The organism is Caulobacter sp. LARHSG274, from assembly GCF_052871235.1.
In genome coordinates, this window is record NZ_JBIXJO010000001.1 from 799,069 (window position 1) to 820,222 (window position 21,154).

Annotated in this window: 20 protein-coding genes; 8 read left to right on the forward strand and 12 right to left on the reverse strand. The window is 68.9% G+C overall.

Annotated elements, in window-relative coordinates:
• Positions 1-4: 4 nt before the first annotated feature.
• Positions 5-637, forward strand: coding sequence for a thiamine phosphate synthase (locus ACIPQB_RS03750; protein ID WP_446483854.1), 633 nt, complete (start codon positions 5-7; stop codon positions 635-637).
• 10 nt (positions 638-647) lie between these two features.
• On the opposite strand, the gene ACIPQB_RS03755 is transcribed toward ACIPQB_RS03750, so the two are convergent.
• Positions 648-1,058, reverse strand: coding sequence for an NtrZ family periplasmic regulatory protein (locus ACIPQB_RS03755; protein ID WP_446483855.1), 411 nt, complete (start codon positions 1,056-1,058; stop codon positions 648-650).
• A gap of 244 nt (positions 1,059-1,302) precedes the next feature.
• Between ACIPQB_RS03755 and ACIPQB_RS03760 the strand changes: the two genes are divergently transcribed.
• The 4 genes from ACIPQB_RS03760 to holA all read left to right on the forward strand — a co-directional run bounded on the left by ACIPQB_RS03760 (position 1,303) and on the right by holA (position 6,136).
• A complete protein-coding gene (locus ACIPQB_RS03760; RefSeq protein ID WP_446483856.1) occupies positions 1,303-1,830 on the forward strand; it encodes a DUF3576 domain-containing protein in 528 nt (175 codons plus the stop codon).
• Positions 1,831-1,973: 143 nt separating this feature from the next.
• A complete protein-coding gene (gene leuS / locus ACIPQB_RS03765; protein ID WP_446483857.1) occupies positions 1,974-4,559 on the forward strand; it encodes a leucine--tRNA ligase in 2,586 nt (861 codons plus the stop codon).
• Between the two features lie 3 nt (positions 4,560-4,562).
• Positions 4,563-5,075: an LPS assembly lipoprotein LptE gene (gene lptE / locus ACIPQB_RS03770; RefSeq protein WP_446483858.1), complete on the forward strand. Its 513-nt coding sequence runs from the start codon at positions 4,563-4,565 to the stop codon at positions 5,073-5,075.
• 8 nt (positions 5,076-5,083) lie between these two features.
• On the forward strand, positions 5,084-6,136 hold the full coding sequence (gene holA / locus ACIPQB_RS03775) for a DNA polymerase III subunit delta (protein ID WP_446483859.1): 1,053 nt from the start codon (positions 5,084-5,086) through the stop codon (positions 6,134-6,136).
• Positions 6,137-6,303: 167 nt separating this feature from the next.
• Here holA and ACIPQB_RS03780 read toward each other — a convergent pair whose 3' ends face one another.
• From ACIPQB_RS03780 to ACIPQB_RS03810, 7 genes are all read right to left on the reverse strand, one after another.
• Positions 6,304-7,269, reverse strand: a complete 966-nt coding sequence (locus ACIPQB_RS03780; RefSeq protein ID WP_446483860.1) for a DUF1176 domain-containing protein — start codon at positions 7,267-7,269, stop codon at positions 6,304-6,306.
• Positions 7,270-7,784: 515 nt separating this feature from the next.
• Positions 7,785-8,678, reverse strand: a complete 894-nt coding sequence (locus ACIPQB_RS03785) for a ParB/RepB/Spo0J family partition protein (protein WP_446483861.1) — start codon at positions 8,676-8,678, stop codon at positions 7,785-7,787.
• A gap of 75 nt (positions 8,679-8,753) precedes the next feature.
• Positions 8,754-9,566: a ParA family protein gene (locus ACIPQB_RS03790; RefSeq protein ID WP_446483862.1), complete on the reverse strand. Its 813-nt coding sequence runs from the start codon at positions 9,564-9,566 to the stop codon at positions 8,754-8,756.
• Positions 9,550-10,206, reverse strand: a complete 657-nt coding sequence (rsmG, locus tag ACIPQB_RS03795) for a 16S rRNA (guanine(527)-N(7))-methyltransferase RsmG (RefSeq protein WP_446483863.1) — start codon at positions 10,204-10,206, stop codon at positions 9,550-9,552. The genes ACIPQB_RS03790 and rsmG overlap by 17 nt, the downstream gene beginning before the upstream one ends.
• Positions 10,207-10,210: 4 nt before the next feature.
• Positions 10,211-12,067: a tRNA uridine-5-carboxymethylaminomethyl(34) synthesis enzyme MnmG gene (mnmG, locus tag ACIPQB_RS03800; RefSeq protein ID WP_446483864.1), complete on the reverse strand. Its 1,857-nt coding sequence runs from the start codon at positions 12,065-12,067 to the stop codon at positions 10,211-10,213.
• A gap of 167 nt (positions 12,068-12,234) precedes the next feature.
• Positions 12,235-13,584: a tRNA uridine-5-carboxymethylaminomethyl(34) synthesis GTPase MnmE gene (mnmE, locus tag ACIPQB_RS03805; RefSeq protein WP_446483865.1), complete on the reverse strand. Its 1,350-nt coding sequence runs from the start codon at positions 13,582-13,584 to the stop codon at positions 12,235-12,237.
• A complete protein-coding gene (locus ACIPQB_RS03810) occupies positions 13,581-13,832 on the reverse strand; it encodes a DUF6489 family protein (protein ID WP_446483866.1) in 252 nt (83 codons plus the stop codon). The genes mnmE and ACIPQB_RS03810 overlap by 4 nt, the downstream gene beginning before the upstream one ends.
• A 130-nt stretch (positions 13,833-13,962) precedes the next feature.
• Here ACIPQB_RS03810 and ACIPQB_RS03815 point away from each other — a divergent pair, with 130 nt between their 5' ends.
• The 3 genes from ACIPQB_RS03815 to ACIPQB_RS03825 all read left to right on the forward strand — a co-directional run bounded on the left by ACIPQB_RS03815 (position 13,963) and on the right by ACIPQB_RS03825 (position 16,643).
• A complete protein-coding gene (locus ACIPQB_RS03815; protein WP_446483867.1) occupies positions 13,963-14,658 on the forward strand; it encodes a dienelactone hydrolase family protein in 696 nt (231 codons plus the stop codon).
• A gap of 4 nt (positions 14,659-14,662) precedes the next feature.
• Positions 14,663-15,628: a quinone oxidoreductase family protein gene (locus ACIPQB_RS03820; protein ID WP_446483868.1), complete on the forward strand. Its 966-nt coding sequence runs from the start codon at positions 14,663-14,665 to the stop codon at positions 15,626-15,628.
• 772 nt (positions 15,629-16,400) lie between these two features.
• Positions 16,401-16,643, forward strand: a complete 243-nt coding sequence (locus ACIPQB_RS03825; protein ID WP_446483869.1) for a hypothetical protein — start codon at positions 16,401-16,403, stop codon at positions 16,641-16,643.
• Between the two features lie 191 nt (positions 16,644-16,834).
• On the opposite strand, the gene rho is transcribed toward ACIPQB_RS03825, so the two are convergent.
• The 4 genes from rho to hemE form a co-directional block, all read right to left on the reverse strand.
• A complete protein-coding gene (rho, locus tag ACIPQB_RS03830; protein ID WP_446483870.1) occupies positions 16,835-18,247 on the reverse strand; it encodes a transcription termination factor Rho in 1,413 nt (470 codons plus the stop codon).
• A 265-nt stretch (positions 18,248-18,512) separates the two neighbouring features.
• Entirely contained in the window at positions 18,513-18,980 is a 468-nt protein-coding gene (locus ACIPQB_RS03835) for a CopD family protein (RefSeq protein ID WP_446483871.1), read from the reverse strand.
• Entirely contained in the window at positions 18,977-20,029 is a 1,053-nt protein-coding gene (hemH, locus tag ACIPQB_RS03840) for a ferrochelatase (RefSeq protein WP_446483872.1), read from the reverse strand. Before hemH ends, ACIPQB_RS03835 begins: the two co-directional genes overlap by 4 nt.
• On the reverse strand, positions 20,026-21,057 hold the full coding sequence (hemE, locus tag ACIPQB_RS03845) for a uroporphyrinogen decarboxylase (RefSeq protein WP_446483873.1): 1,032 nt from the start codon (positions 21,055-21,057) through the stop codon (positions 20,026-20,028). Before hemE ends, hemH begins: the two co-directional genes overlap by 4 nt.
• Positions 21,058-21,154 lie beyond the last annotated feature (97 nt).

Below are 21,154 nucleotides of genomic sequence, written 5' to 3' on the forward strand. Positions count from 1 at the left end.
GGACATGGGATCTGGACGCGTGATCGACGAGATGGAGGTCCTGTCTAGAACGGCCGCGCGCTTTGGCCCATGGCTGGTGCGCGGAAAGCCGCTGCCGACCCTGATGTTCTTCACCGATCCGCAGCGGGCGCCCGATCCCGAGCGGGTCGCCGAGCGGCTGCCAAGCGGCGCGGCCGTGGTGTTCCGGGCCTTCGGCGCGCCGGACGCGCTGATACAAGGCCTGAGGCTGCGGGCTATCACCGCCCGGCGCGGCCTGCTGTTGCTGGTCGGGGCGGACACGGAGCTGGCCATGCAGGTCGAGGCCGACGGCCTGCACCTGCCGCAGCGGATGGCGGGCGAACTGCCGGCGGTCCGCGCCGGTCATCCGGATTGGCTGATCACCGTGGCCGCCCACGACCCTGACGCGGCGCGGATCGGCGCGGCCGCCGGGGCCGACGCCCTCGTCGCCTCACCGGTCTTCGCCAGCCGCAGCCCTTCGGCGGGACGGCCGGTGGGCCTGGAGGGCCTGAAAGCCATCGTCGAGGCCGTCGAAACCCCGGTCTACGCCCTGGGCGGAGTCCGGGCGGACACGGTCGAGCGGCTGCTGGGCAGCGGAATTGTCGGGATCGCAGCGGTGGAGGCGCTGAACGCGCCTTAGGCGCGCAGGCCTAGAACTTGAACGCGGTTTCCAGCTTCACCCGCGGGGCAGGCTCCTGGATCTCGTTCTTGCGCGCGGCCAGGGCCGGGTTCTGGTCGCCGAGGGCCACGGCGCCGCCGACGCGGATCGACGGGGTGACGCTGAAATAGGCCCCGGCCTGGACGTCCTTCAGCTCAAGGTCGCGGTTGACGGGCTGGTCCAGGTCGAGCTTGAGGCCCCACTTGCCCTTCTTGGCGTCCCACTGCAGGGACTTCTTCGGGCCCTGCGGGCTGAACGGAACGGCCTGGGGCGGATTGCTGAAATCGCTCTTGACGGTGAAGTCGGGCCCGGCGTGCGACTTGCTCTGGGCATAGACAGCCGAGGTCGATCCCAACAGGATCAACGCCGCCGCCCCAGCCGTGAAATACCGTCGCGCGAACATCGCTACTCGAACCCAATCCCCAGCCCACGCCTACATATAGGAGCGGGCTCCCTGAAAATCGATTAAAGGCTTGGGTACAGCGCGGTCAACCGCAGTTGGATCGGGCAAAGCGTCGCGGGAGTCGATTCAAGCAGGGCCTGTGGCGGTCCTGCCACGCGATTCCTGTTTTGACCCAGCGCGACCATGCTATAGACCGCTCCGGCTGCGGGGGCGCGCCAGGACGCGCGAACGCGCCGGCGATACATTGGAGCGAGGTACTATGGCGTTTGAGCGTGGGTCGGTGTTGCGCGGCGTCGCCGCTGGCGTTCTGGCGCTGTCGGTCGTGGTGGGCGTGTCCGCGTGCGGCAGCACGAAGGGTCCGAGAACTTTCACCACCCAGAGCGACGAGCCGGGCTTCAACCCGTTCCGCCACGGCGGCGGCAAAAAGGCGGCCGGAGCCCCGGGCGCGATCGGCGTCAACGGTTTCCTGTGGCGCGCCAGCCTCGACACCCTGGCCTTCATGCCCCTGGCCTCGGCCGATCCGTACGGCGGCGTGATCGTCACCGACTGGTACACCAATCCCGAAAAGCCGGACGAGCGCTTCAAGGCGACCGTCTACATCCTCGACACCCGCCTGCGGGCCGACGGCCTGAACGTCACGATCTTCAAGCAGATCAAGGACGCCGGCGGAGCCTGGACCGATACGGCCGTCACCGATCAGACGGCGACCGACATCGAGAACGCCATCCTGACTCGCGCCCGCCAGCTGCGACTTTCCAACATCAAGAACTAGGACTTTTCCTGGTTCTTCGCGGGAGCCCTTTGTCGCGTGGCAAATGGCTCCCGTCCGCACTTTTAGAAGCGCGCCCAGGCCGAAACCGCTTATGACTTCCGCGGAGCGCGTCCTGGACGCCCCCGCACCTACAGTCTGGTTCCATGGCCCGCTACAATCCCAAAGACACCGAGCCGAAGTGGCGCGCCGCCTGGGCGAACGCCGACACCTTCCTGACGCCGATCCAGCCGGATGGTCGTCCGAAGTACTATGTGCTCGAGATGTTCCCCTATCCGTCGGGGCGCATCCACATGGGCCATGTGCGCAACTACGCCATGGGCGACGTCGTGGCCCGCTACAAGCGCGCCCAGGGCTTCAACGTCCTGCACCCGATGGGCTGGGACGCGTTCGGCATGCCGGCCGAGAACGCCGCCATGGAGCGCGGCGTCCATCCCAAGGGCTGGACCTACGACAACATCGCCGCCATGCGCGAGCAGCTGAAGGCCCTGGGCCTGTCGGTCGACTGGTCGCGCGAGTTCGCCACCTGCGACCCGGCCTATTACGGCCAGCAGCAGGCCTGGTTCCTGCGCCTGCTCAAGCGCGGCTTGGTCTATCGCAAGGAGGCCTCGGTCAACTGGGACCCGGTCGACATGACCGTGCTGGCCAATGAGCAGGTGATCGACGGCAAGGGCTGGCGCTCGGGCGCGACCGTGGAGAAGCGCAAGCTGACCCAGTGGTTCCTGCGCATCACCGACTATGCCGACGCCCTGATCGACGGCCTGAAGACCCTGGATCGCTGGCCTGAGAAGGTCCGGATCATGCAGGAGAACTGGATCGGCCGCTCCAAGGGCCTGCGGTTCACGTTCAAGTTCGAGGGCGAAGCTCCGAAGGGCCACGAGACCGGCCTGGAGGTCTACACCACCCGCCCCGACACCCTGTTCGGGGCCAGCTTCGTGGGGATCGCCCCCGAGCATCCGCTGGCCGAGCAGCTGGCGGCGGCCGATCCGGCCGTGGCCGCCTTCGTCGCCGAATGCCGCAAGGGCGGCACCTCTGAGGCCGACATCGAGGGCGCCGAGAAGCTGGGCCGCGACACCGGCCTGCGCGTCGTCCACCCGCTGGACCCGACCCGAACCCTGCCGGTGTGGATCGCCAACTTCATCCTGATGGACTACGGCACCGGCGCGATCTTCGCCTGCCCGGCCCACGACCAGCGCGACCTCGACTTCGCCCGCAAGTACGACCTGCCCGTCCTGCCGGTGGTGCTGCCGCCGGGCGAGGACACCGCGACCTTCCAGGTCGGCAAGGAAGCCTATGTCGGCCCCGGGTCGATCTTCAATTCGCAATTCCTGGACGGTCTGGACATCGAGGCGGCCAAGACCGAGGCGGTCAACCGCATCGAGGCCATGGACCAGGGCCAGGGCGCCACCGTCTATCGCCTGCGCGACTGGGGCGTCAGCCGCCAGCGCTACTGGGGCTGCCCGATCCCGGTCATCCACTGCGAGGCCTGCGGCCCCGTCGGCGTGCCCGAGGACCAGCTGCCCCTGGTGCTGCCCGACGACGTCAGCTTCGACAAGCCGGGCAATCCGCTGCTGCGCCACCCGACCTGGCGCCATACCGCCTGCCCCAGCTGCGGCGGCAAGGCGGAACGCGAGACCGACACGCTAGACACCTTCGTCGACAGCAGCTGGTACTTCGCCCGCTTCACCGACCCGACCGCCGCCGAGCCGATCAGCAAGGCCGCCGCCGACCACTGGATGCCGGTCGATCAATATATCGGCGGCGTCGAGCACGCGGTGCTGCACCTGCTGTACGCCCGCTTCATCACCCGCGCCCTGAAGGACGAGGGCCTGGTCTCGGTGGAGGAGCCGTTCGCCGGCCTGTTCACCCAGGGCATGGTCACCCACGAGGCCTACAAGAACGCCGCCGGCGAGTGGGTCGAGCCGTCAGATATCCGCATCACGGTCGAGGGCGCCACCCGCACCGCCAGCCACGCCGCGACCGGCGAGCCGATCACCATCGGCGACGTCGAGAAGATGTCGAAGTCCAAGAAGAACGTCGTCGCCCCCGAGGACATCTTCGAGGCCTATGGCGTCGACGCCGCCCGACTGTTCGTGATGAGCGACAGCCCGCCCGAGCGCGACGTGCAGTGGACCAACAGCGGCGTCGAGGGCTCCTGGCGCTTCACCCACCGGGTCTGGAACGAGTTCGACAGCCAGCCGGCCGGCGACTTCGCCCATGACGCGGCCGACGCCGCCGCCCTGGCCCTGCGCAAGGGCGCCCATCGCCTGGTCGGCTTCGTCACCGACTCGATCGAAGGCTTCCGCTTCAACAGCGGCGTGGCCCGGCTGTATGAGTTCCTGAACATGCTGAAGGCCGCGCCGGCCGAAGGCGCGTCGCAGGGCGTCCTGGCCGCCCGCGCCGAGGCGCTGGATATCCTGGCCCGGCTGATCTCGCCCTTCACCCCCCACCTGGCCGAGGAGGCCTGGGCCCGGCTGGGCAAGGCCGGCATGGTCGTCGACGCCCCCTGGCCCAAGGCCGACCCGCTGCTGGCGGCCGACGACGAGCGCGTGCTGCCGATCCAGATCAACGGCAAGCGCCGCGGCGAGATCAAGGTCAAGGCCGGCACGGCCGAGGCCGAGGTCGAGAAAATCGCTCTGGCGGATCCCGCCGTCCTGGCCCACCTTGAGGGCTTGACCGTTCGCAAGGTGATCGTGGTGAAAGACCGTATCGTCAACATCGTGGCCGGCTGATCCATGAAGCGCTTCCCGCCCCTCAAGATCCTCCCTGCGGCCCTGCTGGCCGTTTCCGCCCTGGCCCTGTCGGCCTGCGGCTTCACGCCCCTGTATGGCAATCAGGGCGTCACCAAGGGCCTCGGCGCCATCGAGGTGGTCGCCTCCGACGGTCGCGCCGGCTACCTGCTGCGCGAAAAGCTCGACGACGCCCTGGCCCGCAACGCCAACGTCCTGCCCTCGCACCGGTTGGTCTATTCGATCAAGGAGCAGCGCTACGCCCGCGGCGTGCGCGTCGACAACGTCGCCAACCGCTACGAGCTGAACATGACCGCCAACTGGCGGCTGCTCGACGCCAAGACCGGCCAGCAGGTGCGCAACGGCTCGACCAATGCGACGGTGACCTACGATTCCGCCGACCAGCCCTATGCGTCGATCGCCGCCCAGCAGGACGCCCAGGAACGCGCCGCGACCGAGGTGGCCCGCAAGATCCAGCTCGACCTCGCCGCCTGGCTGGCGGGCAAGGCGGCCGCCTAGCCACCGCCATGATCCTGTCCAAGCGCCAGGACGTCGAACGCTTCCTGAAGGACCCGACGCCCGAGATCCGGGCCGTGGTGATCTATGGCCGCGACCGCGGGGTGGTGCGCGACCGGGCCGACCAGCTGGCCAGGCGATTGTTCGAGCGGCCGGACGATCCGTTCGACACCGCCCAGCTGACCGAGAGCGACCTCGACTCCCAGGCCGGCAAGCTGGAGGACGAGCTGTCGGCCCTGTCGATGATGGGCGGCCGGCGACTGGTGCGCCTGCGCCTGACCGGCGAGAAGGGCGGCCCCGACAAGCAGGCGGCCGAGGCCCTGGTCCGCCATGTCGAGGGCCAGCTGAACCCCGACGCCTTCTTCCTGGTCGAGGCCGGGGCCCTGGGCCGCGACTCCGCCCTGCGCAAGGCCGGCGAGAAGGCCTCGGGCGCGGCGGTGATCCCCTGCTACGAGGACGAGGCCGGCGACCTGGCGCGCCTGGCCCGCGAGACCCTGGCCAAGGACAAGGTCAGCCTGACCAGCGAGGCGCTGGAGCTGTTCGTCTCGCGCCTGCCCAAGGAGCGCGGCGTGGCCCGGGCCGAGATCGAGCGCCTGGCCCTGTTCCTCGGCCCCGGCAGCGGCGTCAACGCCGGTCCGGCCGACCTGGTCGAGTTCCTCGGCGTCGAGCCTGAAGCCTCGCTGGGCGACGCCGCCGTCGACGCCTTCGGCGGCCGCCTCGGACCCGCCCAGGCCGGCCTGCGCCGCGCCGCCGCCGAGGGCGAAGGCGGACCCGCGGCCGTGCGGGCCATGGGCTATCACCTGGGCCGGCTGCGCCGCACCCTGACCCTGCACAAGAACGGCGTCGACCTCGCCGCGGCCGCCAAGGCCTCGGGCGTGTTCTGGAAGAGCGAGCGCGAATTCCTCCGCCAGGCCCGCGCCTGGACCCTGGACCAGCTGCTGATGGTCCAGGCCGAGGTGCTGGCCGCCGACAAGGCCTGCAAGACCTCCGGCTCGCCCGACCAGCTGATCTCCGAACGCCTGGCCCTGCAGATCGCCGGCAAGGCGCGGCGGCTGGGGCTGTAGGGCTGGGTTGCGGGGCAAGGCGCTGATGGATGGCGCGTTTCGAACCTGAGCAGCCCTTCGCTCCATCCTGCGTTTCGCATGCGCCGAGGGTTCGGTTTCAGGCGCCGGGCTGAATTCTGGACCGTCCGACCTGCGTGACCAATTCGGCATTCGAAACTGGTGCGCGCCTAGCGGTGTGCTCGGGCGTCGATCACGCGCACCCGCCGCTTGGAAGGCCATAGTTCCCGGGGAATGCCCACGCAGTCGATCATCCCTTTCTCGTGAGCCACGCGAAACCGTTCCCCGTCCCAAACCCATTCGGTGCTCCAGCCGCACGAGCCTGGCCGATACTCACCGTACTGGGACCCCGACAGCGTGAGGGTCTTGGGATCGTAGGTCGCCCCGGCGAGGCCGTAGCTGTCTTCCTCGACATAGTCCTCGATCTCTGGGCCGGGCAGGCGGCTCCCATTTTCGTCTAACAACTGCATGGTCGTATAGCTCCCGCTCTTGTCTTCAAAGACCCGGCAACTGGTCTCAGCCAGGATTTTGCCGGGCGACAGGCGTGTCAGGTCGGGTTCGTAGCAAAGCGAATCCCCCATCGAAGAGACCTTTGGCAGATGGGTCTGGCTGGCGACGGGCGGGCGCCGGATCGCGGGATAATGCGGATCGGGTCTCCGGTTCTGAATCCACAACAGGGTCGCCGCGCTTCCCTTGAGCGATATCGTCTTGGGCCCATCGATCTTGCCGTTCGCGTAAGCCCCCAGAGTCAGGCCCTGGGCTATCGCGTCCCGAAGGACGGCGACCTCGCTGGTGGCCAACACCGAGGTCCGTCGCATCGATTGGTCGTCAGGCGCGGAACTGAAACGACCTGTCCAGGTCGCCGCGCCGTCGGGACCGATCACTTTCAGCTCGATCGCCTTAAGCTCGTTGTCGGAGGTCGATACGCCGAAGTGCGCCGACCATTGACCGTCGGCGGATCGCCGCAGCAGGAGATAGCTCGGTGCCAACCAATTTCCGTTGCTGGCCCATGCGGAGCATTCGCCGACCTCGTCGCAGACGGCGGACCATCGCTCGAAGTTCGCTGAACCCGCCTGCGCCCGCGCCTCGCCGAAGCCGAGCGCCGCAATCAGCAGCGCGCCCCATACCGTCCGCACTGCCCAGTCCTCCTCGCCGCCTTAGAGCGAAGCTTCCCGGTTGCGTGACTTGTGGTCAAGGCACTCGGCACTCCATCGTCTCGGTCATGAGCCAAACATGGACTGGGCATCGTCTCGGAACCATCCCAAGTGGACGATCGACACGTCCGCTGGCGCCACTGGCCGTGAACATTCTCGGCGACGGGGTCTCGCCGTCGCTTCAGGGCGGGAATGACCTTGAGAGCGCCGCCGGCGTCAAACCTCGCAGGGCGCGTTTGCAAGCACCCAACAAAGGGCCGCCCCTTCCGTGATTTGCGCCGACGGTCAAACTCCGCTGTGCGGCGCGCTTCATTTTCCTGTGGAGGAAATCCAAATGGCGCTCGACCAAATTCGCGGCCGGATTTCCATATAGAGATTACAGATCAACGACTTAATCGCATTTCCCATGTCCGTGGGCGTCGTTTCTCACGGACGAACCGGCCAGGACCACGGCAAGGTCCCGCTCCGTGCGCGACAGACGACCCTCCCCGGCGGCCTCAGACGCCGCGGGTCAGGCGGTTGCAGAGATCGTCCAGCTGCTCGAGCGTCGCGTAGCGGATGGTCAGGGCGCCGGTTCCGCCGCGGTGGTCGATCTCGACGTCGAGGCCGAGCACCGACGACAGGTCGGCTTCGAGGGCCTGGGTGTCGGTGTCCTTGGTCCGGGCCGGCCGGCTGGCGGCGGCGCGGCCGCGGACCTCGCCCTCGGCATTGGGGGTGCGGCGGGCCAGGGCCTCGGCGTCGCGGACCGACAGACCCTTGTCGATGACCTGGCGCGCCAGAGCGGCCGGGTCGGGGGCCGAGGCGATGGCGCGAGCGTGGCCGGCGGTCAGCGCGCCCGAGGTCAGGTGCCCCTGCACGGCCTCCGGCAGGGCCAGCAGGCGCAGGGTGTTGGCCACATGGCTGCGGCTCTTGCCGACGGTCTGGGCGATGGCTTCCTGGGTGCGGCCGAAGCGGTCCATCAGCGCCTTGTAGCTCAGCGCCTCTTCCAGGGCGTTGAGGTCGGCGCGCTGGACGTTCTCGATGATGCCGATTTCCAGCACCGCCAGGTCGTCGAGTTCGCGGACCATGATCGGGATGGTCTTGAGACCGGCCCGCTGGGCGGCCCGCCAGCGGCGCTCGCCGGCGACGATCTGGTATTCCCCGGCCGCGCCTGGAGCCGGTCGGACCAGGATCGGCTGCAGCACGCCCTTCTCGCGGATCGAGTCCGCCAGTTCTACCAGGTCTTCCTCGCGGAAGGTCCGCCGCGGCTGGTCGGGATTGCGGCGGATCAGCTCGATCGGCGCCTCGCGCGAGCCGCCGGCGGTGTCGCCCGGAGCCTGGGCGGGCGCGGATTCGACCTCGCCGAGCAGGGCGGACAGGCCCCGACCCAGTCCACGACGACCTTCAGACATCCCCGGCTCTCCCACCACGACCGACTCCCTCACGCGCTCAACACTCAACTTCGACAATGACTTGGATGGTTATCCTCAGGCCGCCTGGACCTGGCGGGACTTCTCCCGGCTGATCACCTCGCGCGCCAGCCGCAGATAGGCCTGGCTGCCGGCGCACTTCAGGTCATAGAGCAGCACCGGCTTGCCGAACGACGGCGCTTCCGAGACCCGGACGTTGCGCGGTATGACCGCGTCATAGACCTTGTCGCCGAAGTGCTGCCGGACATCCCGGGCCACCTGGTCCGACAGGCTGTTGCGGCGGTCGTACATGGTCAGCACCACGCCCTGGATCTCCAGCTTCGGATTGAGGCTGCCGCGCACCCGCTCGATGGTCCGCATCAGCTGGGTCAGGCCTTCCAGGGCGAAGAACTCGCACTGCAGCGGCACGAACACCGCGTCGGCGGCGGTCATGGCGTTGACGGTCAGCACGTTCAGCGACGGCGGGCAGTCGATCAGCACATAACTATATTCCCCGCTCGTGCGCAGCGGCTCCAGGGCGTCGCGCAGCCGGTAGGAGCGGCGCGCCGTCTGGCCCAGCTCGATCTCGACCCCCGACAGGTCGGCGTCGGCGGGGATCACGTCCAGGCCCGGCAGCTCGGTCGGGACGGCGGCGTCGATCACCGGCTTCTCGCCCATCAGCACGTCATAGAGGGTGGTGCGCCGCTGCAGGCGGGTGATGCCCAGGCCGGTCGAGCAGTTGCCCTGCGGATCGGCGTCGATCAGCAGCACCCGCTCGCCGCAGGCCGCCAGGGCGGTGCCCAGGTTGATCGCGGTCGTGGTCTTACCCACCCCGCCCTTCTGGTTGGCGATGGCCAGGACGCGCAGGGGCTGGTCAGACTTTACGGACACTCTTGAGTCCTTTCACATGCACGATCTGGCCGCGCGGGTCGCTGAGGGAGGGCCGCAGGTCAGACTCGAATTTCCAATATGTAGCGGCCTCGGCCAGTTCCGAAGCGACATCTTGTCCCTTCAGGAACCAGGCGGCCGCACCGCGCTTCAGGTAGGGCTGGGCATAGCCGAGCAGCCTGACCATCGGCGCGCAGGCCCGGGCGGTGACCACGTCGACCGTCAGGTCCAGGTCCTCGGCGCGGGCGTTGTGGATCTCGGCCGGCAGGCCCAGTTCGTCGACGACGACGCGCAGGAACCGGCAGCGCTTGGCCATGCTCTCGACCAAGTGGACTTTCGCCCCCGAGGTGTCCTTCAGCAGGATGGCCAGCACGATCCCTGGCAGTCCAGCCCCGGCGCCCAGGTCGGCCCAGGTCCTGGCCTCGGGCGCCAGTTGCAGCAACTGGGCGCTGTCCCAGGCGTGGCGGTTCCAGTAGGTCGGCAGCGTCGCCGGCCCGACCAGGTTCATCACCGCGTTCCACTCGGCCAGCAGGGTCTGGAAGCGTTGCAGCTCGGCCAGCCGGGCGTCGCTGCAGCCGGTCAGCCGCTGGAAGGCGGCGGCGTCGACCGGGTCGAGGGTCTCGATGACCAGTTCGGGGGTCATGGCGTCAGGCCGCACGGGCGCGTCGCACATGGGCCAGCAGGGCCGTCAAGGCGCCGGGCGTCACGCCTTCGATCCGCGCCGCCTGGCCCAGGGTCAGGGGCCGCACCCGCGCCAGCTTCTCGCGCACCTCGTTCGACAGGCTGCCGACCAGGCCGTAGTCGAGATCGGCGGGCAGGCGCAGGTCCTCTTCCTTGCGGAAGGCCTCGGCGTCGGTGCGCTGGCGGTCGAGATAGCCGGCATAGGCGGCCTCGATCTCGATCTGCTCGCGCGCCATCGGGCTCCAGGCGGCGATCTCGGGCCATACCGCCGCCAGGCCGTCCAGGTCGACCCCCGGCAGGGCCAGCATGGCCAGGACATCCCGGCGCTGGCCGTCGGCATTGACCTTGAACCCGGCCTTGACCGCCGTCGCCGGGGTCAGGCTGACCGAACCGGCGAAGGCGCGCACGGCCTCCAGCTCCGCCTTCTTGGCGGCCCAGGCCTGGGCCCGCACCGCGCCGACGCAGCCCAGCGCCAGGCCGCGGTCGGTCAGGCGCTGGTCGGCGTTGTCGGCCCGCAGCACCAGGCGGAACTCGGCCCGGCTGGTGAACATCCGATAGGGCTCGGTGACGCCGCGGGTGACCAGGTCGTCGATCATCACCCCGATATAGGCCTCGTCGCGGGCGAAGATCGCCGGCTCCCGGCCCTGCCCCGCCAACGCCGCATTGAGGCCGGCGACCAGGCCCTGGGCCCCCGCCTCCTCGTAGCCCGTGGTGCCGTTGATCTGGCCGGCCAGGTAGAGCCCGGGCAAGCGCTTGGTCTCCAGGGTCGGGTAGAGCTCGCGCGGATCGACATAGTCATACTCGATCGCGTAGCCGTACCGGATGACCTCGACCTGCTCCAGGCCCGGCATGGTGCGCAGGAACAGCAGCTGGGTCTCGGCCGAAACCGAGGTCGAGACGCCGTTCGGATAGACCGTGGGATCGTCCAGGCCCTCCGGCTCCAGGAACACCTGATGGCTGGTCTTGTCGGCGAAGCGGACGACCTTGTCCTCGATCGACGGGCAATAGCGCGGGCCGATGCCGGTGGCGCGGCCGCCATAGACGGCGGACTCGCCCAGGCGCTCGGCGATGATCCTGTGGGTTTCCGCCGTCGTATAGGTGACGCCGCACTGGATCTGCGGCACGTCCACCGTGGCATTCAGGAATGAGAACGGCTGGGGCTGATCGTCGGCGGCCTGCATCTCCAGCCGGTCCCAGGCGATGGTCCGGCCGTCGAGGCGGGCGGGGGTGCCGGTCTTCAGCCGGCCCATGTCGAAGCCCAGGCCGTAGAGGCGGTCCGACAAGCCGATCGACGGCGCGTCGCCGACCCGGCCAGCCGGGGTGCGGGTCTCGCCCTGGTGGATGACGCCCTTGAGGAAGGTGCCGGTGGTCAGCACGACCCGGGGCGCGCGATAGACCGTCCCCTCCCCGTCGATCAAGCCGGCGACTGCGCCGGCCTCGACGATCAGGTCCTCGGCCGCGGCGGCGATGACGTCGAGGTTCACGTGCGAGAACAGCTCGGCCTGCATGGCCTGGCGATAGAGCTTGCGGTCGATCTGCGAGCGCGGGCCGCGCACGGCCGGACCCTTGGAGCGGTTCAGCAGCCGGTACTGGATGCCGGCCTTGTCGGCCATCCGGCCCATCAGGCCGTCCAGGGCGTCGATCTCGCGGACCAGGTGCCCCTTGGCCAGGCCGCCGATGGCCGGGTTGCACGACATCTCGCCGACGGTTTCCCGCTTGTGGGTCAGCAGCAGGGTGCGCGCGCCGGTGCGGGCCGACGCGGAGGCGGCCTCGCAGCCGGCGTGACCGCCGCCGATGACAATGACATCCCAGGTGTTGGACAAAGCGAACGCGCCTCAATGCGAACGCCCCCGTCTCGGCGGGGGCGTGGGAGCCTTATACGCGGAACCCGCCCTGATCGCGAGTCGCTCCGGGGTGTTTCACGTGAAACAGCGCCTACAGATCTGTGGTCAGCCTGTGGATGATTCAAGCCGATGTTTCACGTGCGACATCACTTGCCGATGCAGAAGCTCGAAAAGACCCGGTCGAGCACATCCTCCGGATCGATCCGGCCGGTTATCCGCGAGAGGGCGCGGGCCGCCAGTCGCACATCCTCCGCGGCGAGCTCGACCTCCAACCCCACCTCCGACAAGGCCCGCCGGAGATAGCCCCTCGCCTCCTTCAGGCTCTCGGCGTGACGGATGCGGGTGGCGGCCGGGAACTCGGCGCCGGACAGCGAGGCCACCACGTGGGACGTCAGAGCCGCACGCGCCGTCTCCACGCCCCCAGGCTTGCGAGCGGCCAGCTCGATCACCGACAGATCCCGGACCAAAAGGGCGCTGCGGAGCGCTTCCCGCCGCTCGGCGTCGACCAGGTCGATCTTGTTGATCACCGCCCAGTCGCCCGCTCGAACGACCCCCTGCTCTTGAGCCCCGACCTGTTCCACGTGAAACAGGGCCGCGTCGATCACCCACAGCCGCAGGTCGGCCTCGGCCGCCCAGGCCAGGGCCCGCCGCACGCCCTCGGCCTCGATGGCGTCGTCGGTGGCGCGCAGACCGGCGGTGTCGCCGAGCAGCACCTTGTAGCCGCCGAGGATCAAGGGCACCTCGATGATGTCGCGCGTGGTGCCCGGCGTGGCGGTGACGATCGCCGCCTCGCGCTGGGCCAGGGCGTTGAGCAGCGTGCTCTTGCCGGCGTTCGGCGCCCCGACCAGGGCGATGCGGAAGCCGTCGCGCACGCGCCGGCCGCGCCCGGCGTCGGCCAGGGCCTCGGCGATCTGGCCCTCCAGCATCTCCAGGCCCGGCCGCGCCCGCGCCGCCACGTCCTCCGGCAGTTCCTCGTCGGGAAAGTCGACCGCGGCCTCCAGCATCGCCAGGGCCTGGACCAGCAACCCGCGCCACACGTCGTAGCGCTCGCTCAACGCCCCGCCCAGCTGGCCCAGGGCCTGTCGGCGCTGGGCCTCGGTCTCGGCGTCGATCAGGTCGGCGACGCCCTCGGCCTGGGTCAGGTCCAGCTTGCCGTTCTCGAACGCCCGTCGGGTGAACTCGCCGGGCTCGGCCAAGCGCAGGCCCTGGGCGGTCAGCGCCTCCAGCACCGCCTCGACCACGGCCCGGCCGCCATGCACGTGAAACTCGGCGGCGTCCTCGCCGGTATAGCTGGCCGGTCCCGGGAACCACAGCACCAGGGCGTCGTCGAGGGCGACGCCGTTCCAGGTCAGTCGGCACAGGGCCGCGCGGCGCGGCTTGGGCAGGTCGCCGGCCAGGGCCCGCACGGCCACGCCGGCCGCGGGTCCGGAGACCCGCACCACCGCCACCGCCGCCCGCCCCGCTCCCGTGGCCGGCGCGTAGATCGTGTCGTTCATTCGCGCTTGCCGCCGCCCACCGCCGCCCCGGCCGCCGCCGTCATCAGCTTGCGGAACTGGTCCTGGGCCCCCGCCCCGAACGCCATCCAGTTCTTCATCAGCTCCTCGGGCGCCAGCATGGCCATGTTGGCGTCCATGCGGTTCTGCATCTCCTTGACCAGGTGGTCATTGAGGCCGCTCACGTCGGGCAGTCCGAGGAAGGCCCGAGCCTCCACCGGGGTGCAGTCGATCTCTATCGTCATCTTCATGGTCTTGGTTCCCCAGGTCAGGGCACGACATTGTTATGCGTCAGGCGCGCCGCAGCACGTTAGAGCGCTTCGGTCGAAACTCCCATCGACGCCTTGCGGATACGGAGAGCCCCCCATGAATGAGACCGGCATGAGCGAGACCCTCACGATCGAAACGCCCGATGGCGCTTTTTCCGCCTATGTGGCCCGGCCGTCGGCGACGCCGGCCCCGGCGATCGTCGTCATCCAGGAGATCTTCGGCGTCAACAAGGTGATGCGCGACATCTGCGACGGCCTGGCCGCCGAGGGTTTCATCGCCATCTGCCCCGACCTGTTCTGGCGCATCGCGCCGGGAATCGACATCACCGACCAGAGCGAAGCCGAATGGAAGAAAGCTTTCGAACTCTATAACGCGTTCGACGTCGACGCCGGCGTCTCGGATATCGCCGCGACCATCGCCGCCGCCCGCGCCCTGCCCGGCGTCAACGGCAAGGTCGGCGCCGTCGGCTACTGCCTGGGCGGTCTGCTGGCCTTCCTGACGGCGACCCGCACCGACGCCGACGCCACGGTCGCCTATTACGGAGTCGGCGTCGAAAAGCACGTGGCCGAGGCCGAGAAGCTGGCCCGGCCGCTGCTGATGCACATCGCCGAGGAAGACCAGTTCGTGCCGAAGGAGGCCCAGAAGGTGATCCTCGACGCACTGAAGGATCACCCGCAGATCGAGATTCATACCTATCCCGGCCGCGACCACGCCTTCGCCCGGGTCGGCGGCGCGCACTACGACGCCGCCGACGCCGGTCAGGCCAATGCCCGCAGCCTGGCCTTCTTCAAGTCCAACCTGGGCTGACCCGATGCTGGCCGTACAAGCCGTCCGCACCGGCGGCCCCGAGGTGCTCGAGGCCGTCGACCTTCCCCTGCCCGCCCCGGGTCCCGGCCAGGTCTTGGTCCGTCACCAGGCCGTCGGGCTGAACTTCATCGACGTCTACCACCGCAGCGGACTCTATCCGATGACGATGCCGGCGGTGCTCGGCCTGGAAGCGGCCGGCATCGTCGAGGCGGTGGGCGACAGGGTCGACCGGTTCCGGGTCGGCGACCGCGTCGCCTATAACGGCACGCTGGGCGCCTATGCGCAGGCCGCGGTCGTGCCCGCCGACCGGGCGGTGAAGGTTCCCGACGGCGTCAGCCTGGAGACCGCCGCGGCCGTCCTGCTCAAGGGCATGACCGCCGAGTTCCTGGTCCGCCGCTGTCACAAGGTCGAACCGGGTCAGACCGTCCTGGTCCATGCGGCGGCCGGCGGCGTCGGGTCCATCCTGGTCCAGTGGGCCAAGGCGCTGGGCGCGACCGTGATCGCCACCGTCGGTTCCGAGGCCAAGGCCGCCCTCGCCCGCGACCATGGCGCCGACCATGTCATCCTCTACGGCGAGGAGGATGTCGCGGCCAGGGTTTCGGAGATCACCGGCGGCCAGGGCGTGGCCGTCGTCTATGACGGGGTCGGCAAGGACACCTTCGAGGCCAGCCTCAAGAGCTTGGGCCGCCGCGGCGTGCTGGCGACCTTCGGCAACGCCTCGGGCCCGGCGCCGGCGATCGCGCCACTGGAGCTGGGCGCCAGGTCCCTGTTCCTGACCCGGCCGCGACTGTTCGACTACATCGCCACGACCGCCGAACTGGACGACAGCGCCGCAGCCCTGTTCGCGGTGCTGGAGTCCGGCGCGGTGAGGATCGAGGTGGGGCAGACGTTTCCGTTGGCCCAGGCGCGGGCCGCGCACGAGGCGCTGGAGGGCCGGCGGACGACCGGGGCGACATTGCTGATTCCGTAGGTCCCGAGAAGGCCTGGGGGAAGTGCGGCGCCCGTTAGGTCCGTCCCTCCCCCTCGTGGGGAGGGTGGCGGCGAAGCCGACGGGTGGGGAACGGTGCAGGGTGGTGGATCATCGGCGGGCTCAGCAGGCCCCACCCGACCCTGGCTCCGCCAGGGCCACCCTCCCCACGAGGGGGAGGGAAGGGTTTTCAGGGGGATCGACGCCGCTCCATCCCCGGCGCTGACGCCAAGAACCCCAGCAACTTCAACACCCTGAAAAATAACCACCGTCACCAACCCGCCAGGGCTCGAACCTCCCGCACAATCACGGCTGTCTCCGTCGCGGAGGAGGGCGCTTGGTACCGACCCGAAGCGGCGATGGAGATGGAACCGAGCGGGGCCGCCTGGGCCTGGCGATCGGATCGCGGCGGGCGGCGGGGCTCAGAAGGCTCCAAGGTCCTTCGCGGACGATGGCGGGACAGGCGGGTCGACGGGGCCGGGAGGTTCAAACCGGCCTGTTCCAGGATCTGTCGGAGTCGCTGACGGCCCCTTCCGGGCGACTTTGATCCTGCCCGTCCGAGGGGGAACGTCGATCGGGATGAAACAGGCCCTCAGTCGCCGTCCCTCGAGAAAAACGGTTCCGCGGAGCGGTCAGTCCACGCCGAAACGCACACACTACCCCCACGGTCTCCGGGCCTGGCCCGGCCGCTCCGCACCTCCTCATCCAACTCGCAGCGAAAGCCCGAGGTCGAAAAGCCGTGTCCGCCGCAAACCGTCCAGAAATGGAGAACGCCATGCCCAAGTCCAAACCGCCCCGCCGCCGCAAGATCCGCCGCGGCAACGACCTTCGCGTGCTGATGATCGAGGCCACCAAGTACGCCTTGCTTCTGAATGAGGCCACGGTGGCGCAGATCGACGATCTTGTCGGCCGGGCGCCGCCGGGCGCGCAGAGGGCCAGGTTGCTGGCGCTGCGGGCGGAGTTGAAATCGCAACGGCCCGGCCTTCTGGAAAGCCGGGCCGACGCCATGACGCCTTAGGCGCCGTGGAGCGTTGACGATCTTGGGCCAAATTCCTCGTCCTCCGACAGGCTCAGGACGAGGGCGGACCCTTCACGCTAGACGCTGTCCACGGCGCCCTGGGGGTGTCGACGGCAGCAACAAAAAAGGCGGCGGGCTCACACCCGCCGCCTTCAATGTTTCACGTGCGACAATCTGGCGCCGTGCGGACCCTAGGTGTTCATCGACTGGAAGAAGTCGCCGTTGGTCTTCGACTGACGCATCTTTTCGAGCAGGAACTCGATGGCGTCCGAGGCCCCCATCGGATTGAGGATCCGGCGCAGGACATAGGTCTTCTGCAGCTGGTCGCGCGGAGTGATCAGCTCTTCTTTGCGGGTGCCGGACTTCAGCACGTCGATGGCCGGGAAGATGCGCTTGTCAGCCACTTTCCGGTCAAGCACGATTTCCGAATTGCCGGTGCCCTTGAACTCTTCGAAGATCACTTCGTCCATCCGGCTGCCGGTGTCGATCAGAGCCGTGGCGATGATCGACAGCGAACCGCCCTCCTCCACATTGCGCGCCGCGCCGAAGAAGCGCTTGGGACGCTGCAGGGCGTTGGCGTCGACGCCGCCGGTCAGCACCTTGCCCGACGACGGCACTGTCGTGTTGTAGGCGCGGCCGAGGCGCGTGACCGAGTCCAGCAGGATGACGACGTCGCGCTTGTGCTCGACCAGGCGCTTGGCCTTTTCGATGACCATCTCGGCCACCTGCACGTGGCGGGTCGCCGGCTCGTCGAAGGTCGAGGCGATGACCTCGCCCTTCACGGTGCGCTGCATGTCGGTGACTTCTTCCGGCCGCTCGTCGATCAGCAGGACGATCAGGTAGCATTCGGGGTGGTTGGTCTCGATCGACTTGGCGATGTTCTGCAGCATCACCGTCTTGCCGACCCGCGGCGGGGCGACGATCAGGCAGCGCTGGCCCTTGCCGAGCGGGGCGACGATGTCGATGACCCGGCCCGAGCGATCCTTGATGGTCGGATCGGGCAGTTCCATGTGCAGGCGCTCTTCGGGATAGAGCGGCGTCAGGTTGTCGAAGTGGACCTTGTGCTTGACGTTGTCCGGGCTCTCGAAATTGATCAGCGTCACGCCGGTCAGGGCGAAATAGCGCTCGCCCTCTCGCGGCGCGCGGATGGCCCCGTCGATGGTGTCGCCGGTGCGCAGACCGAACTTGCGGATCTGCGACGGCGAGACATAGATATCGTCCGGACCCGGAAGATAATTGGCTTCCGGCGAGCGCAGGAAGCCGAAGCCGTCCTGCAGCACTTCCATGGTGCCCGAGCCCGAGATCTCCACGCCTTCCTCGGCGAGGGTCTTCAGGATCGCGAACATCATGTCCTGCTTGCGCATGGAATTGGCGTTCTCGACCTCGAAGGTCTCGGCGAAGGCCAGCAGGTCGGCCGGGGATTTCTCCTTCAGCTCCTGCAGGGACATGGTCTTCAGGCCCATCGCCGCGACGGTGGCGCCGACTTCGGAGTCGTCGTCGCCGTTGGCGTCGTCGCCTTGCGGGTCGTGAGCGGCCGCGGGGGTCGTCGTGTCGACGACGGGCTCCAGCTCGGCCTGGGTTTCGTTTTCAATCGGGTCGGTCATAGTGACACTCAACGTCGCGCGGCCCGCGAGGACGCGAGCCGGGCCTTGGTTCTAGAACGGACTCGTCGCGGTAAGACGGCGAGCGGGTCGCGCCATGACGACGGCGCGTATCGGTGCGGGGAACGGACCTTCGGAGCCGGGCTCCGGGGGCGCATCAGGACGAGCGCCGGTCCGTGAAAGGCGGGAACGCGGAGCTTGGGCGCCGCGCCTGCCTGGATGGGAACCACAAGCGGCCCGCCGGGTCAAGCGGAGCCGCGCCGGAAGCTCAGTGGTTCAGGAACTTCGTGGTCACCGACAGCACGATGATGATCGCCGCCACGAACGGCAGTTCGTTGGTCATCCGCCAGAACTTCTCGCTGCGGGTGTTCTGGTCGGCGGCGAACCGCTTGCGCGCCTTGGACATGAAGCCGTGCCAGCCGAACAGGAAGACCAGGGCCGCGAGCTTGGTCAGCATCCACGGCTGCAGCAGGAAGCTCCAGCCGCGGATCCGGCTGTCGGCCAGGACCAGCAGCAGGCCCATGGCGAAGGCCAGGATCATCGCCGGATTGATGATGATCCTCATGGTCCGCAGCTCGGCCAGCTTGAAGACGCCGTCCATGTCCGAGCCGGGCGCGGCCTTCATGTGATAGACGAACAGGCGCGGCAGGATCAGCATGCCGGCGATCCAGGCCATCACGAAGATGATGTGCAGGCCGCGGATCAGGTTGAAATTGGCGACCAGGAAATCGATCACGCCTGGGCTCCCTGCGGATGGGGACATTGAACGCGGTCGACGCCGCAGCGCCAGCCGCAGGCCGCGGTCACCGGGGCGGCGGCGGCCAGGGCGTCCTGAACGATCCCGCCCAGGGCCTTGATGAAGAAGGGCGCGACGCCCAGGGCCGGCACGCGGACATAGGCCGGGCAGCCGACCTTCAGCGCCACTTCGCGATAGTCGTGATCCAGCTCGACCAGGGTTTCGATGTGCTCCGAGACGAAGGCGATCGGGGTCACGACCAGGGCTAGGCCCTGTTGGCTGGCGGCGCGGATCTCGTCCTCGGTCGAGGGACCGATCCACTTCATCGGCCCGACCCGGCTCTGGTAGGTCACCCGCCAGTCCCAGCCCTCGCCCAACCGGGCGGCGACCGCCGCGGCCGTGGCCTCGACCTGGCGCTGGTAGGGATCGCCGGCCGCGATGACCTTCTCCGGAAGTCCGTGGGCCGAGAACAGCAGCCGGGCCGGGCCCGGCCGGCCGGCCTGCTGATAGGCGGCGAGGACCAGCTCGGCATGGGCCTGGACGAAGGCTTCGTCGGTCGGATAGCAGCAAACGGTCGAAACTCGCCCGGGACCCTTGTAGGCCTTGCTCCAGGCCTTCAGCGACGATCCGGTCGTGGTCGAGGAATATTGCGGATAGAGCGGCAGCAGCACCACCTCGTCCGGCTTGAAGGCCGCGACGGCCTTGGCTGTCTCTCCGGTCAGCGGCTTCCAGTAGCGCATGGCGATGAAGCAGCGCGCCTCGGCGTCCGGGAAGCGCGCCGCCAGCTCGGCCTCCAGCGCCCTCGCCTGCTTGTCGGTTTCCGGCAGCAGCGGCGAACCCCCGCCCATCAGGGCGTAGTTCTGCTTGGCCAGCTTGGTGCGGGTCGCGGCGATCAGGGCGGCGATCGGATAGCGCAGCAGGGCCGGAACCCCGATGATCGCCGGATCGCGAAACAGGTTGAACAGGAACGGCCGCACGGCGCCGGGTCCATCCGGTCCGCCCAGATTGAACAGGACGACGGCGATCCTGCGCCCGCTCTTAGCCGTCATCGCCCAGTGACCCGCGCCAGCACCGCCTCGACATGGGCGATCGGCGTATCGGGCAGGATGCCATGGCCGAGATTGAAGATGTAGGGACCGTCCGACCATTGCTCGAGCAGTTGGTCCACCCGCGCCAGCAGAGCGTCGCCGCCGGCCCGCAGCAGCAGCGGATCCAGCGCGCCCTGGATGGCCTTGGTCCTCTGGATCGACCGGCCCAGCGCGGCCGAGGCCTGGGTGTCCAGCGCCACCCCCTGCACCGGCGTGGCCTTGGCGTAGGCCTCGACCAGGGTCCCGGCGCCGCGCGGGAAACCGATCACCGGGACGGTCACGCCCCGGGCCCGCAGGCCTTCGACGATCGCGGTGTGCGGCCGGGTCACCAGCCGTTCGAACAGCGGCTCGGACAGGCCCTCGGCCCAGCTCTCGAACAGCTTCAGCACCTGGGCGCCCGAGGCCGCCTGCATCGCCAGGTAATCGATTGTGGCGTCGACCAGCACCTGGATCAGGGCGTCGAGCTTGTCGGGGTTCTGGTAGGCGAAGGTCCGGGCCCCGGCGCGATCGCTGGAGCCGCCCTCAATCATGTAGGTCGCCACCGTCCAGGGCGCGCCCGCAAAGCCGATCAGCGCCCGGTCCGGCTCTAGGGCCGAACGGACCCGGCTGAGGGTCTCGCCCACCGCGCCCAACGCCTGGCCCGCCTGCCCCGTCAGCTCGCGCATCGACTCGATCGACGGCAGCTCGCCCAGCTTGGGCCCCTCCCCCGCCTCGAACCAGACCTTCTGGCCCAGGGCCTGGGGGATCAGCAGGATGTCGGCGAAGACGATGGCCGCGTCGTAGGGAAACCGCCGCATCGGCTGCAGGGTGACCTCGGCGGCCTTTTCCGGGTTCAGGCAGAAATCGATGAAGGTCGGCTCGGTGGCCCGCACCGCCCGGTACTCGGGAAGATAGCGCCCCGCCTGGCGCATGAACCAGATCGGCGGGCGCTCGGCCTTCCGGCCGGCCAGGACCGAAAGCATCTTGGGCGTTTGATCGGGCGTCGTCATGGCCGCGTTAAATCCCGTCAGGCCCTTGGGCTCAAGCCCGTATCGCCCCGGAGGCCTTCTTCCCTTCTTCCTTCTTTCTTTAAGAAGATTTTAAGGA